Here is a 14,099-nt window from a genome sequence, read left to right on the forward strand (position 1 = left end):
CAAGAAAAAAACGGGCCGTTTAGACGGCCCGTTTTTTTGCCTTACGCCCGATGGTAAGGATGGTTGGCCAACAGGCTGGCGGCGCGGTACAGCTGCTCGGCCACGATCAGCCTGACCAGCATATGCGGTAGCGTCAGGGCGCCGATCGACCAGCTTTCATCGGCTTTGGCGGCGACCTCCGGGCTATGACCTTCCGGGCCGCCGATCAAAAACGCCAGGTCCCTGCCCTGCTGCCGCCAGACTTCCAGGCGCTGCGCCAAGGCTTCCGAGGAATGGTTGCGGCCGCGGCCGTCGAGCAGCACCACGTAGGCGTTCTTCGGCAAGGCTGCGAGCACGCGCTGGCCTTCGTCGGCCTGCGCGCGGGCGGCGTCGCGGTTCTTGCCGCGCACGCCGGGCGCGACTTCGACCAGCTCGAACGGCAGCCAGTGCGACAGGCGTTTCTGGTATTCGGTGAAGCCCTCGGCGACCCAGGACGGCGCCCGTTCACCGACGGCGATCAGGCGCGCTTTCACGGCTCAGTCGGCCGATTCGCCCTCGGGCGGCTGGTCGCCGACGGTCCACAGGCGCTCGATGGCGTAGTACTCGCGGATACGCGGCAGCATGACGTGCACGATGACGTCGCCGAGGTCGACCAGCACCCATTCGGCTTCGCGCTCGCCTTCCACGCCCAGCGGCATCACGCCGCATTTCTTGGCGAACTTCACCACTTCGTCGGCCACCGATTTGACGTGGCGGGTGGAGGTGCCCGAGGCGACCACCAGGAAGTCGGCGATGCTGGTCTTGCCGCGCACGTCGATTTCCACCGCATCCTTGGCTTTCATTTCCTCCAATGCGAGATGCACCTGCTTCAGCAGGTCCTCCGGCTTGGGCAGCGGATTCGGCAATTGGGTCTTGATGATGTGGGCTTGGGTCAAGCGGCTGTCCTCGGTTGGCTCGGCGGCCATTATACCCCCGATGGGTACAGGCCATGGCGGCGGATGTAGGCCGCCACCGGCGCGGGTAACTGCGCGTTCATGTCGTGTCCGGCGCGCAGACCGTCGCGGATGCCGGTGGCCGACTCCGGCCGCAGGGGCATCGGTAGCCGGTACAGCAGGCCGTGCGGCGCCTGCGTCAGCGCCTGCGGCGTATCCCGCCAACGCGGCCGGCAGACGGACGCCAGTTCCGCGCCCATGGCCTCGAGCGGGCGCCCGGGGCGTTCGACCACGATGAAATGGGTCAGTTCGAACAGTTCGCGCCAGGCATGCCAACGGTCCAGGCCGAGGAAGGCATCGACGCCGATCAGCCAACCGATCGGCCGCTCCGGCCCCAGCTCGGCGCGCAGTTCGCGTAGCGTCAGCAGGCTGTAGGACGGACCGCCGCGGCGCAGTTCACGGCGGTCGCAGGCGAAACGGATGTCGCCGGCGATGGCGGCCTCGACCATGTCCGCGCGCTGTTCGGCCGCGGCTTCGGTCGGCGCGCGGTGCGGCGGATCGGCGCTGGGCAGGAAAGCGACCGGCACACCGAACGCGGTGGCGGCGGCGGCGGCCACGGCCAGATGGCCGTTGTGCGGCGGATCGAAAGTGCCGCCGTAGACCAGCGTCAGGCGCACACCGACACGCGGCCTTTGGCTTTGGCGTCGGCCCATTGCGCCAGCACCCGCTCCAGCGCGGTCCAGGCATCGCCCTCCAGCCGGCCCTTGGACATCAAATCGACCCGGCCGAGCTGGCCGGCCAAGGCCTCGAAATGGCGGCTGGAGGCGCCGTCGATGCAGCGCAGCATCTGCGCCTGCTTGCTCTGCCAGACGCGGTCGGCCTGCATCTGCGCCTGCGCGCGGCGGCTGTTTTCCTGGATGCGCGCGTAATGCGCCAGCGTCATCAGCTCTTTGCCGACCATCGGCACCAGCGCCGGCACCTGTTCGCCTTCGGCCTTCAGCCCACGCAGGATGCGCGCGGCGCGCGGGAAGTCGCGGTCGTAACAGGCGTCGATCAGCTTGAACACGTCGAAGCGGCTGCTGTCGGCCACCCATTGCTGCATCTGCTCGGCGCCGATGCGGCCCTGCACGCCCTGCATGGCGAGCTTGTTGATTTCCTGGTTGGCGGCCAGCAGATTGCCCTCGACCCGCGACACCAGCAGCTGCAGCGCGTCGGGCGCGGCCTGGATGCCTTTGGCGGCCAGGCGCTGGCCGACCCAGGCGGTCATCTCATGCGGTTTCACCGGCCAGGCGATCACCAGCTGGCCTACCTTTTCCAGCGCCTCGGACCATTTGCCGCCGTGCTTGTTGCTCCATTCCTGGCTGGTGATCAGCAGCACGGTATCCGGCGGCGGCGACTGGCAGTATTCCAGGATCGCCTGCGCGCCGTCCTTGCCCGGCTTGCCGGTCGGCAGCCGCAGTTCCAGCAGTCGTTGGCTGGCGAACAGGCTCATGCTGGCGCCCTGCTGGTGCAGGTCGTTCCAGTCGAAGCCGCTCTCGTCGCTGTCGAGCACGGTGCGCTCGCTGAAGCCGGCGGCGCGCAGCTTGGCGCGCAGGGCGTCGGCGCATTCCTGCACCAGCAACGGTTCGGCGCCGGCGATCAGGTACACCGGCTTGACGGCGGCGCGTTCCAGGCCGCCCAGGAAGGCGTCGGCCGATACGCTCATCGCACCGGGTTCTGCTGCAACACGAGGTTGGTTCGGCGCAGGATGGCCTGGATCATCTCGGCCTGCATCTCGCGCTTGAGCAGTTCCTGTTCGGCCGGGCTACCGGCCGACAGGTTGACGTCGTAGGTGAACTCGCGGCGCAGCTCGACCGCCTGCTTGTCGATCAGGGTCTTGCCCTGCGGGTCGGTCAGCGAATATTCGACCCGGTAGCGCGACACGTATTCGCGCACCTGCGCGAAGCTGTCCAGCGACAGCGGCTGCAGCACCGCGTCCTCGCGCTCGATGGTGATGGTGTAGCCGGTCTGCCCGGATTTGGCCAGTTCCACGCCGGAGGCGCTGAGCGCGCGTTCGATGTTGTCGGCCAGCGGGCTGTACGGATCCTTGGCCTTGACCGTGAACGGCGCCGAAGCGGCCTGGAACTCGACCACGTTGCTGGGCTTGAAGCCGCAGGCGGCGAGCAGCAGGCAGAGTGCGGGAGCCAGGGCGCGCATCAGGGCGCCGCCACGATGTTGACGATCTTGCCGGGCACCACGATCACTTTCTTCACGCTCAGGCCCTCCATGAACTTCCGCACGTTCGGTTCGGCCAGCGCCAGCGCCTCGATCTGGTCCTTGGCCGCGTTGACCGCGACCTCGATGGTCGCACGCAGCTTGCCGTTGACCTGCACCGCCAGCGCCACGCTGTCGCGCACCAGCGCGGCCGGGTCGGCGCTCGGGAAGGCCACGGTCTCCAGCACCGTCTCCGGGTTGCCCAGCCGCTGCCACAGGGCGTGCGCCATGTGCGGGGTGATCGGATTCAGCAGCAGGGTCACGGCCTCGAACAGCTCCTGCAGCAGGGCGCGGTCGTTACCGTCGGCCGGCTGGAATTTCGACGCCGCGTTCAGCAGTTCCATCACCGCCGCGATGGCGGTGTTGAAGGTCAGCCGGCGGCCGTAATCGTCGCCGACCTTGGCGATGGTCTCGTGCAGCTGGCGACGCAAGGCCTTGGCCTCGGCGCCGAGCGCGGCCACGTGCAGGCCCGGCACCGGACCGGCTTCGACGTGCCGGTTGACCTGCGCCCACAGCCGGCGCAGGAAACGCGCCATGCCCTCCACGCCCGACTCGCTCCAATCCAGGCTCTGCTCGGGCGGCGCCGCGAACATCGAGAACAGGCGCACGGTGTCGGCGCCGAAGCGGTCGACCATCGCCTGCGGATCGACGCCGTTGTTCTTCGACTTCGACATCTTCTCGGTACCGCCGATCAGCACCGGCCGGCCGTCGGCCAACAGCGTGGCGCCGGTGATCTTACCGCGCTCGTCGGTCTCGATGGCGACCTCGGCCGGGTTGTACCAGGTCTTGGAGCCGTCGGCTTCCAGGCGGTAGAAGGTGTCGGCGATGACCATGCCCTGGCACAGCAGGTGCGTGGCCGGTTCGTCGCTGCTGACCAGGCCGGCGTCGCGCATCAGCTTGTGGTAGAAACGGAAGTACATCAGATGCATGATGGCGTGCTCGATGCCGCCGATGTACTGGTCGACCGGCAGCCAGTAGTCGGCGCGGCCGTCCACCAGGTCCTGCGCGCCGGGCGAGGTGTAGCGCGCGTAGTACCAGCTGGATTCCATGAAGGTGTCGAAGGTGTCGGTCTCGCGCTCGGCGGCACCGCCGCACTGCGGGCAGACGGTCTTGCGCCAGTCCGGATCGGTCTTGATCGGCGAACCGGTGCCGGCGAATTCGACGTCTTCCGGCAGCCGCACCGGCAGCTGGTCTTCCGGCACCGGTACCGCGCCGCAACCGGCGCAGTACACCATCGGAATCGGGCAGCCCCAGTAGCGTTGGCGGCTCACGCCCCAGTCGCGCAGGCGGAAGTTGACCTTCAGCGCGCCGGCGCCCTTGGCTTCGAGCAGCTCGCGCACATGCTGGAACGCCTGGCTGTAGGTCGAACCCTCGGGAATCGGGTCGGAGTTGACGATGTAGACCTCGCCGTTGTCCTTGCTGGAATACCAGCTCTTCCACTCGGCCGGATCGTAGGCGAACGCCTGCAGGTCCTCGGCGCTGCGGCCGGCGTTGACGCCGTCGATCCAGGCCGGATGCGCCACCACTTGGGTGATCGGCAGGCCGTACTTGCGGGCGAATTCGTGGTCGCGTTCGTCGTGGCCGGGCACCGCCATCACCGCGCCGGTGCCGTAGCCCATCAGCACGAAGTTGGCGACCCACACCGGCAGCTTGGCGCCGGAGATCGGATGGATGGCGTACAGGCCGGTGGCCGCGCCTTTCTTCTCCTGCGTCTCCAGCTCGGCTTCCGACACGCCGCCCTGCTTGCAGGAAGCGATGAACGCGGCCAAATCGGGATTGGACTCGGCGGCCTTCAGCGCCAGCGGGTGCTCGGCCGCCACCGCCACGTAGGTCACTCCCATCAGGGTGTCCGGACGGGTGGTGAATACGGTCAGGTCCTCGTGGCCGTCGACGCCGAAGCGAATCTCCAGGCCTTCGCTGCGGCCGATCCAGTTACGCTGCATGGTCTTGACCGCATCCGGCCAGCCGGCCAGGTCGTCCAGTCCGTCCAGCAGCTCCTGCGCGTAATCGGTGATCTTCAGGAACCACTGCGGGATCTCGCGTTTCTCCACCAGCGCGCCGGAGCGCCAGCCGCGGCCGTCCACCACCTGTTCGTTGGCCAGCACGGTCTGGTCGACCGGATCCCAGTTCACCACCGAGTTCTTGCGGTAGACGATGCCCTGCTTGTACAAGCGGGTGAACATCAGCTGTTCCCAGCGGTAGTACTCGGGCGTGCAGGTGGCCAGCTCGCGCGACCAGTCGATGGCGTAGCCCAGGCTCTTCAGCTGGCTGCGCATGTGCGCGATGTTGGCGTAGGTCCACTTGGCCGGCGCGGTCTTGTTCTTGATGGCGGCGTTTTCGGCCGGCAGGCCGAAGGCGTCCCAACCCATCGGCTGCAGCACATTGAAGCCCTGCATGCGCTTGAAGCGGGAGATCACGTCGCCGATGGTGTAATTGCGCACATGGCCCATGTGCAGCGCGCCCGAGGGGTATGGCAGCATGGACAGACAGTAATACTTGGGCTGCGCCGACTGCTCGTTGACCTCGTACGCCCGCTGGGCATCCCAGAAGCCCTGGGCTTGTTTTTCAATGAGTTGCGGTTGGTATTCGGCGTTATCGACGGGGGCGGACATGGGCGGGCGGAACCAAAGGGAAATTCCTTATAGGGTACCGCATGCGCCTGGGTTTAGACAGCAATTCAGCCGCAGGGACGGAGGTACCTCCGTCCCCGGATTTAACCAGGCCTCAATCGGCCAATGCCGGGTAATCGGTATAGCCCTCCACGCCGCCGCCGTAATACAGCTCCGGGCGGCCGCGGTTGAGCGCATGCCCGCCCGCCAGCCGCTTCGGCAAATCGGGATTGGCGATGAAAGTCCGGCCGAACGCCACGGCGTCGATCAAGCCTTCGTCCAGCAGCGCCTGCGCCTTTTCCGGCGTGTAGTTGCCGGCCGCCACCAAGGTGCCGGGGAACGCGGCGCGCACCTGCCGACGGAAGTCCATGTCCAACGCCGGACCGCCGGCCCAGTCGGGTTCCGACAGATGCAGATAGGCGATGCCGCGCTGGGCGAACTCGCCGGCCAGATACAGCGCCATCTCCAGGCCGGCGCTGTCGTCCAAGCCGTTGAACACGCCCAGCGGCGAAATGCGGATGCCCACATGCCCGGCGTCCCACTCGTCGATCACCGCGTCCAGCACCTCCAGGCACAGGCGTGCGCGGTTCTGCAGGCTGCCGCCGTAGGCGTCGTCGCGGAAATTGCTCTCGGCCGACAGGAACTGGGCCAGCAGATAGCCGTGCGCGCCGTGGATTTCGGCCATGTCGAAACCGGCGGCGCGGGCCAGGCGCGTGGCCTGACGGAAATCCTCCACCACCCGCGGCAGCTCGTCGGTGCGCAGGGCCCGCGGCGTGCTGCACGGCACCCGCACCGGCTTGCCCTGCCCGTCGCGGATGGTGGTGCGGTTCTCGTACGGCCGGTCGGAGGCCGACACTGGCGGCTGGCCGCCCGGCTGCAGACTGGCATGCGATACGCGTCCCACATGCCAGAGCTGCACGGCCATGTGGCCGCCTTCGGCGTGCACCGCGTCGGTGATCTCGCGCCAGGCCGCGGCCTGTTCCGCGCTATAGATGCCGGGCGTGTCCATGTAGCCCTTGCCCTCCGGAGAGACCTGCGCGCCCTCGCTGATGATCAGGCCGGCGCCGGCGCGTTGGCGGTAATACTCGCACATCAGCGCGTTCGGCATATCGCCGGGCTGGCTGGCGCGCATGCGGGTCAGCGGCGCCATGAACACGCGGTTGGGCAGTTGCAGGGCGCCCAGGGTAATGGGCTGAAACAGTGTTTTGCGCATAAGAACTCCGGAGTCGATCCGTCATGCTGACAAACTGCGCTACACTTTTCAAATCCGGCTTCGCGCCGCATTCACAGGAACCGCCATGAAAGCCCTCCCGCTCGCTTCCGCCGCTGCCCTGTTCGTTCTGGCCGCCAACTCCGCCTCCGCCGCCGGCTTTGCCCTGCAATGCGGCAAGACCTTCGATTCGGCCTCGGCCCGGCTGCTCGGCGCCAAGACCATCGTAGTCGAGGGTAACCGCATCAAGGCGGTGCTCGACGGCAAGACCGAGGTCGACGGCGCGCAGAGCGTCGACCTGTCCGGCCACACCTGCAGCGCCGGCTTCATCGACCTGCACGTGCATCTGTCGAACCAGTCGAACCCGAACAGCTACTCGGAAGGCTTCCGGCTGAATCCCGAGCACTACGCGTTCCGTTCGGTCGGCTTCGCCGACAAGACCCTGAAGGCCGGCTTCACCAGCGTGCGCGACCTCGGCGGCGAAATCATTCCGGCCCTGCGCGACTCGATCAACCAGGGCCTAGTGCCCGGCCCGCGCATCTGGGCCGCCGGCAAGTCCATCGCCACCACCGGCGGCCACGCCGACCCGACCAACGGCCTGAACCACTTCCTGTCGGACGCGGTCGGCCATCCCGGTCCGGAAGACGGCGTGGTCAACAGCCCGGAACAGGCGCGCCAGGCCGTGCGCCAACGCTACAAGGAAGGCTCGGACGTAATCAAGATCACCGCCACCGGCGGCGTGCTGAGCTACGCCAAGAGCGGCGACGCGCCGCAGTTCACGGTCGAGGAGATCAAATCGGTGGTCGATACCGCCCGCGACTACGGCTACAAGGTGGCCGCGCACGCGCACGGCAAGGAAGGCATGAAGCGCGCCATCCTCGGCGGCGTGGATTCGATCGAACACGGCACCTACATGGACGACGAGATCTTCGCGCTCATGAAGAAACAGGGCACCTGGTACGTGCCGACCGTCTCGGCCGGCAAGTTCGTGGCCGAAAAGGCCAAGATCGACGGCTTCTACCCCGAGGTCGTGCGTCCGAAGGCGGCCCGCATCGGCGCGCTGATCCAGGACACCCTGTCGCGCGCCTACAAGGCCGGCGTGCCGATCGCGTTCGGCACCGACGCCGGCGTCGGCTACCACGGCGACAACGCCCGCGAATTCTTCTTCATGGTCGAAGCCGGCATGCCGGCCACCGCCGCCCTGCAGGCCGCCACCTACAACGCCGCGCGCGTGCTCGGCAGCACCGACGTCGGCCAGCTCAAGGCCGGCCTGCTGGCCGACGTGGTGGCGATGCCCGGCGACCCGACCGCCGACATCACCGTCACCGAGCGCGTCGATTTCGTGATGAAGGACGGCGTCATCGTCAAACAGCCCTGATGGACGACGCGCTGCACATGCGCCGCGCCTTCGAACTGGCGCGGCAGGCGCACGGCCGCACCTGGCCGAACCCGATGGTCGGCTGCGTGCTGGTCAAAGACGGCCGCATCATCGGCGAAGGCTTCCACGCCCAAGCCGGCCAGGTGCACGCCGAACTCGACGCCATCACCCGCGCCGTCGAACCGGTGGCCGGCGCCACCGCCTACGTCAACCTGGAACCCTGCTGCCATACCGCCAAGCGCACCCCGCCCTGCGCCCAGCGGCTGATCGCCGAAGGCGTCGCGCGCGTGGTGGTCGCCAACGTCGATCCGCATCCGGCGGTGTCCGGCGGCGGCATCGCGTTGCTGAGAGAAGCCGGCATCGAGGTCGTCACCGGCGTCTTGGCCGAGGAAGGCGAGGAACTCAATGAGGTGTTCTTCCATACCCAGCGCGAACGCCGGCCGTTCGTGCACCTGAAACTGGCCAGCACGCTCGACGGCCGTATCGCCATGCCCGACGGCCAATCGCGCTGGATCACCGGCGAAGCGGCGCGCGAACACGCGCACCGGCTTCGCGCGGCGCACGCCGCCATTGCGGTCGGCGCCGGCACCCTGCGCGCCGACAACCCGCGGCTGACCGTGCGCCTGCCGGGCTACGACGGTCCGCAACCGCAGCGCTTGGTGTTCAGCCGCGGCGGCAAGCTGCCGGCCGACGCCCATGTATTCATCGACGCCGACGCCGCGCGTACCCGGGTATTCAGCGGCATACCGCTGGAAGATGCGCTCGCCCAACTGCACGCCGAGGGCGTGGCCAACATCCTGCTGGAAGGCGGCGCCGGCCTGGCGGCCGCATTCCTGCGCGCCGGCCTGGTGCAGCGCGTCAGCCATTACCTGAACCCGAGCTATCTCGGCGAGGGCCAGGCGGCGTTGGAACCCTACGGATTGGCCGATCTGCACCGTCGCATCACGCTCAAAGGCGTAAAATACACATCTCTCGGAAACGATCTGGTCCTGACCGGACGGATATAAAGCCATGTTCACCGGATTGATCCAAGCCGTCGGCACCTTGGCCGGCGCCGAACAACGCCCCGACGGCCGCCGTCTGCGCATCCGCTGCCCGGAGCTGGCCGGCGCCATCGCGGTGGACGATTCCATCGCCAGCAACGGCGTATGCCTGACCGCGGTCGCGGTCGATGCCGAGGGCTTCAGCGCCCACGCCATTCCGGTCACGCTGGAAAAGACCACGCTCGGCGGCCTGCCCGAAGGCGCGCGCATCAACCTTGAGCTGGCGCTGCGCATGGGCGACCGGCTCGGCGGCCATCTGGTGCAGGGCCACGTCAACGCCACCGGCCGCGTGCTGGCCGTCACCGAACGCGGCGACAACCGGCTGATCCGCATCGCCTACCCCGCCGAGCAACGCCGCTACCTGATGGCCGAAGGCTCGATCACCGTCGACGGCGTCAGCCTGACCGTGGCCGCGCTCGACGACGAAGCGCTCACCGTGTCGCTGATCCCGCACACGCTGGCACGCACCAACCTGCGCGACCGCACACCCGGCGATGCGGTCAACCTGGAGTTCGATGCCATGGCCAAGTACGTCGAATCCCTGCTGCGCGGCGATCCCGGCTTGGCCGCGCGCTGGCTGCCGGCGGTGCCGGCATGAGCGCCTCGCCGCTGAGCTCCATCGAAACCGCGCTGGACGAACTGCGCCGGGGCCGGATGATCATCGTGGTCGACGACGAGGACCGCGAGAACGAAGGCGACCTGCTGATGCCGGCGCAGACCGCGACGCCGGAAGCGGTCAACTTCATGATCCGTTACGGCCGCGGCCTGGTGTGCGCGCCGATCACCGCCGAGCGCGCACGCGAACTGGAACTGCCGTTGCAGGTGATGTACAACACCGAGTCGATGCGCACCGCCTTCACCGTGACGGTGGACGCGCGCGAGAACGCCAGCACCGGCATCTCCGCCGCCGACCGCGCCGTGTGCCTGAACCTGCTGGCCAATCCGGCGGTGAAGGCCGACGCCTTCAACCGGCCGGGCCATATTTTCCCGCTGATCGCCCAGGACGGCGGCGTGTTCACCCGCCAGGGCCACACCGAAGCGGCGGTCGACTTGGCGCGCCTGGCCGGCTTCCAGCCGGCCGGGGTGATCTGCGAGATCATCAAGGACGACGGCGAGATGGCGCGCCTGCCGGATCTGGAAACATTCGCCGCCGAGCATGATCTGAAGATCATCTCCATCGCCGACCTGTTGGCCTGGCGCAAGGCCAACGAAAACCTGATTTCCGAAGTCGAGGCGGTGCCGATGCCGACCGGCCGCGGCGCCTTCAATCTGCACATGTTCCGCTCGGCCCTGCTGGGCGAAGAACATCTGGCGTTGGTCAAGGGCCCGCCCGAGCGCCTGCGCGAACCCGGCACCCTGGTGCGCGTGCATTCCGAATGCTTCACCGGCGATGTGCTCGGCTCGCAGCGTTGCGATTGCGGCAGTCAGCTGCAGGAAGCAATCGACGCCATCGAAGCCGCCGGCTCCGGCCTGATCATCTACCTGCGTCAGGAGGGCCGCGGCATCGGCCTGTTCAACAAGGTCCGCGCCTATCAGCTGCAGGATCAGGGCCTGGATACCGTGGAAGCCAACCTGCGCCTCGGCTTCGCCGCCGACTCGCGCGACTACACCATGGCCCGGCAGATTTTGAACCACTTCGGCGTCAACGACCTGCGCCTGCTGACCAATAACCCCGACAAGCTGGCGGCACTGGCCGCGCCCGGCCGGCGCGTGACGCGCCAACCGCTGGCGATTCCGGCTAACGCCGTCAACCACCACTACCTGCTGACCAAACAGCGCAAATTCGGCCATGCGCTGGATCTGGCGCCACCCACCGAGAACATCCCATGAACATCCAAGGTTCCCTGAACGGCCAAAGCCGCCGTTTCGCCGTCGTCACCGCCCGCTTCAACGATTTCATCACCGAGCGCCTGCTGGCCGGCGCCGTCGACGGCCTAAGCCGGCATGGCGTGGCCGACGACGCCATCGTGCGTGTGCATGTGCCGGGCGCGTTCGAACTGCCGCTGGCGGCGCTGACCTTGGCCAAGACCGGCAAGTACGACGCCGTGATCTGTCTGGGTGCGGTGATCCGCGGCGACACCACGCATTACGACTACGTCTGCAACGAAGCCGCCAAGGGCATCGCCGCGGCCGGCCTGCAGACCGGCGTGCCGGTGGTGTTCGGCGTGGTCACCACCGAGAACACCGAACAGGCCATCAGCCGCGCCGGCGGCAAATCCGGCAACAAAGGCTGGGACGCGGCGCTGACCGCCCTTGAAATGGCCGACCTGATGCCGCAAATCACCGGTTGAACCCGCGCCTGGAGCCCGCCATGAGCAACGCCCACGTATTCGATGCCAAACTCGACAGCTTCGAGCAGGACGTCATCGAGAAATCCAAGCAGACGCCGGTGCTGGTCGACTTCTGGGCCGAATGGTGCGGCCCCTGCAAGCAGGTCGGCCCGATCCTGGAAAAACTGGCCGCCGATTACCGTGGCGCCTTCGTGCTGGCCAAGGTCGACGTCGACAAGGACCAGCAGCTGGCCGGTTACTTCCAGATCAAGTCGATCCCGACCCTGATGCTGCTGAAGGACGGCAAGATCGTCGACGGCTTCCCGGGCGCCCTGCCCGAGGCCCAGCTGCGCGAATTCCTCAGCCACCACCAGATCGTGCCGGCCGCCGAGCAGGAACCGGCTGAAGCCGAGACCGGCACCGCGGCCGATCCGCACGCTGAGGTAGTGCGCCTGCGCCACGCCGTGCAGGAGGCCCCGGCCGACGACAACCTCAAGCTGGAACTGGCGCTGGCGCTGACCGCGACCGGCGCATATGCCGAAGCCACCGCGCTGTTCGATGCCCTGTCCGCCAATCTGGCGCTGGATCCGCGTGTGGTCAAGGCCCGCGCCCGCATCGATCTGGCCGAACGGGTCAAGGAGGCGCCGCCGGTGGAGGTGCTACAGGCCGCCATCGCCGGCAATCCGGACGATTTCGAGGCGCACCGCCTGCTCGGACTTCAGCTGTTGGCGCGTGGCGACGAGGAAGCCGGGCTGGCGCAGCTGTTGGAGCTGTTCCGGCTGAACCGCGGCTATCAGGACGGGCTGCCACGCAAACTGCTGATCGAGGCCTTCGACACCGTGGCTGACGAGGATCTGGTGCGCCGTTACCGGCGCCGGATGGCCAGTTTGCTGAACTAAACCGCTTATACTGTCGGGCATGAACCGACTGCAAGCGTATTTCCTTACCGGCCTGCTGACGCTGACCCCGATCTGGCTGGTCATCATCGTCTTCGATTTCGTGTTCGGCTTATTGTCCGACCTCAGCCAGCCGGTCACCGCGCCGCTCAGCGCCCTGCTCGCCGCGCAGAATCCGGTGATGCTGGGTTGGCTGACCCGGCCCTGGGCGCAGACCGCCATCGGCATCGCGGTCACCGTCGCTTTCATCCTCGCCGTCGGCTTTCTGGCGCGGCGCGTGATCGGCCAACGTCTGCTGGCCTGGTTCGAGGCCTTGGTCGACCGCATCCCGCTGGCCAAGACCATCTATGGCAGCGCGCGCAAACTGCTCGACCTGCTGCAGACCAAACCGGACGGCACGCAGCGCGTGGTGTTGATCAACTTCCCGCACGAGCACATGAAGTCGGTGGGCTTCGTCACCCGTATCCTGGCCGACGAACATACCGGCGAAGAACTGGCCGCGGTCTATGTGCCGACCACGCCCAATCCGACCTCGGGCTATCTGGAAATCGTGCCGGTCAGCCAGCTGATCCCGACCGACTGGACCGCCGACCAGGCGATGTCGTTCATCATCTCCGGCGGCGCGGTGTCGCCCGACAAGATCCCGTTCTCGCGGAGCTGAGCCATGCAACTGGAGAAACCGCAGCGCCTGTACCTGGTCCTGGCCGCGTTTTTCTGCGTCAACGCGGTGCTGGCCGAGTTCATCGGCGTCAAGATCTTCGCGCTCGAGGCCACACTCGGCATCGCGCCGTTCGAATGGAACCTGTTCGGCCAGAGCGGTTCGCTGAACTTCACCGCAGGCACCCTGCTGTGGCCGATCGTGTTCGTGATGACCGACATCGTCAACGAATACTTCGGCCAGCGCGGCGTGCGCTTCATCAGCTGGTTGGCGGTCGGCCTGATCCTGTACGGCTTCCTGTTCGCCTACGCCGCCATCCATCTGGCGCCGGCCGCATGGTGGGTCGGCGTCAACAAGGACCAGGGCGTCCCCGACCTGCAGGCCGCGTTCGCCGCCATCTTCGGCCAAGGCCTGTGGACCATCTGGGGTTCGGTGATCGCCTTCCTGATCGGCCAACTGGTGGACGTCTCGGTGTTCACGCGCATCCGCCGCGCCACCGGCCGCGGCATGGTCTGGCTGCGCGCCACCGGATCGACCGCCGTGTCGCAGCTGGTCGACAGCTTCGTGGTGCTGTACATCGCTTTCGTGCTCGGCCCGCAGCAATGGGGTTACGACCTGTTCTTCGCGGTGGCCACGCTCAACTACGCCTACAAGATGCTGGCGGCGCTGGCGATGATCCCGCTTCTGTACGCGGTCCGCCGCGGCATCCACTGGTACCTCGGCCACGAGCACGCCGAGCGCATGCACCGCGACGCGCACGACTGAACTGCGGGCTCTCTGCAACGGAAATCGCTCGGGCCAAAACTTTTGGATACGCAGCGCTTTGGACAAAAGTGCTCAATACGCACGGGCGATAAAATAGCGGGTTGAC

15 protein-coding genes are annotated in these 14,099 nt (G+C 67.3%); 8 read left to right on the forward strand and 7 right to left on the reverse strand.

Translation table 11 applies throughout. The features are described from left to right. Positions 1–41: 41 nt before the first annotated feature. The 7 genes from rlmH to nemA form a co-directional block, all read right to left on the reverse strand. The gene (gene rlmH, locus IEV56_RS01525; protein ID WP_188447014.1) at positions 42–512 is read right to left on the reverse strand and encodes a 23S rRNA (pseudouridine(1915)-N(3))-methyltransferase RlmH; all 471 of its coding nucleotides are present in this window, start codon (positions 510–512) and stop codon (positions 42–44) included. Positions 513–515: 3 nt separating this feature from the next. Then, positions 516–944 carry a ribosome silencing factor gene (rsfS, locus tag IEV56_RS01530; protein WP_188447016.1) on the reverse strand — a complete coding sequence of 143 codons (429 nt, stop codon included), beginning with the start codon at positions 942–944 and terminating at the stop codon, positions 516–518. Then, on the reverse strand, positions 944–1,624 hold the full coding sequence (gene nadD / locus IEV56_RS01535) for a nicotinate-nucleotide adenylyltransferase (protein WP_188447018.1): 681 nt from the start codon (positions 1,622–1,624) through the stop codon (positions 944–946). Before nadD ends, rsfS begins: the two co-directional genes overlap by 1 nt. Then, the gene (gene holA, locus IEV56_RS01540) at positions 1,579–2,616 is read right to left on the reverse strand and encodes a DNA polymerase III subunit delta (RefSeq protein ID WP_188447020.1); all 1,038 of its coding nucleotides are present in this window, start codon (positions 2,614–2,616) and stop codon (positions 1,579–1,581) included. The genes nadD and holA overlap by 46 nt, the downstream gene beginning before the upstream one ends. Then, positions 2,613–3,107 (reverse strand): LPS-assembly lipoprotein LptE, encoded by a 495-nt coding sequence (locus tag IEV56_RS01545; protein ID WP_188447022.1) that lies wholly within the window; start codon positions 3,105–3,107, stop codon positions 2,613–2,615. The genes holA and IEV56_RS01545 overlap by 4 nt, the downstream gene beginning before the upstream one ends. After that, the gene (gene leuS, locus IEV56_RS01550; protein ID WP_188447024.1) at positions 3,107–5,776 is read right to left on the reverse strand and encodes a leucine--tRNA ligase; all 2,670 of its coding nucleotides are present in this window, start codon (positions 5,774–5,776) and stop codon (positions 3,107–3,109) included. The genes IEV56_RS01545 and leuS overlap by 1 nt, the downstream gene beginning before the upstream one ends. Before the next feature lie 112 nt (positions 5,777–5,888). After that, positions 5,889–6,986 carry an N-ethylmaleimide reductase gene (nemA, locus tag IEV56_RS01555; protein ID WP_188447026.1) on the reverse strand — a complete coding sequence of 366 codons (1,098 nt, stop codon included), beginning with the start codon at positions 6,984–6,986 and terminating at the stop codon, positions 5,889–5,891. An 85-nt stretch (positions 6,987–7,071) separates the two neighbouring features. On the opposite strand from nemA, the gene IEV56_RS01560 reads away from it, so the two are divergent. The 8 genes from IEV56_RS01560 to IEV56_RS01595 are packed head-to-tail and all read left to right on the forward strand — an operon-like array spanning position 7,072 to position 13,993. Further along, positions 7,072–8,361, forward strand: a complete 1,290-nt coding sequence (locus IEV56_RS01560; RefSeq protein ID WP_188447028.1) for a metal-dependent hydrolase family protein — start codon at positions 7,072–7,074, stop codon at positions 8,359–8,361. Next, positions 8,361–9,368 carry a bifunctional diaminohydroxyphosphoribosylaminopyrimidine deaminase/5-amino-6-(5-phosphoribosylamino)uracil reductase RibD gene (ribD, locus tag IEV56_RS01565; protein ID WP_188447030.1) on the forward strand — a complete coding sequence of 336 codons (1,008 nt, stop codon included), beginning with the start codon at positions 8,361–8,363 and terminating at the stop codon, positions 9,366–9,368. Before IEV56_RS01560 ends, ribD begins: the two co-directional genes overlap by 1 nt. A gap of 4 nt (positions 9,369–9,372) precedes the next feature. After that, positions 9,373–10,002, forward strand: coding sequence for a riboflavin synthase (locus IEV56_RS01570; protein ID WP_188447032.1), 630 nt, complete (start codon positions 9,373–9,375; stop codon positions 10,000–10,002). Continuing rightward, positions 9,999–11,234: a 3,4-dihydroxy-2-butanone-4-phosphate synthase gene (ribB, locus tag IEV56_RS01575; RefSeq protein WP_188447034.1), complete on the forward strand. Its 1,236-nt coding sequence runs from the start codon at positions 9,999–10,001 to the stop codon at positions 11,232–11,234. The genes IEV56_RS01570 and ribB overlap by 4 nt, the downstream gene beginning before the upstream one ends. Beyond that, complete coding sequence (ribH, locus tag IEV56_RS01580) at positions 11,231–11,695, forward strand: 6,7-dimethyl-8-ribityllumazine synthase (RefSeq protein WP_188447036.1); 465 nt, start codon at positions 11,231–11,233, stop codon at positions 11,693–11,695. Before ribB ends, ribH begins: the two co-directional genes overlap by 4 nt. A 20-nt stretch (positions 11,696–11,715) precedes the next feature. After that, complete coding sequence (gene trxA / locus IEV56_RS01585) at positions 11,716–12,573, forward strand: thioredoxin (RefSeq protein WP_188447038.1); 858 nt, start codon at positions 11,716–11,718, stop codon at positions 12,571–12,573. Between the two features lie 19 nt (positions 12,574–12,592). Beyond that, positions 12,593–13,231, forward strand: coding sequence for a DUF502 domain-containing protein (locus tag IEV56_RS01590; RefSeq protein WP_188447040.1), 639 nt, complete (start codon positions 12,593–12,595; stop codon positions 13,229–13,231). Between the two features lie 3 nt (positions 13,232–13,234). Beyond that, entirely contained in the window at positions 13,235–13,993 is a 759-nt protein-coding gene (locus IEV56_RS01595) for a queuosine precursor transporter (RefSeq protein ID WP_188447042.1), read from the forward strand. Positions 13,994–14,099: the final 106 nt, after the last annotated feature.

This window comes from Arenimonas maotaiensis (assembly GCF_014638745.1).
Taxonomy (GTDB): domain Bacteria; phylum Pseudomonadota; class Gammaproteobacteria; order Xanthomonadales; family Xanthomonadaceae; genus Arenimonas; species Arenimonas maotaiensis.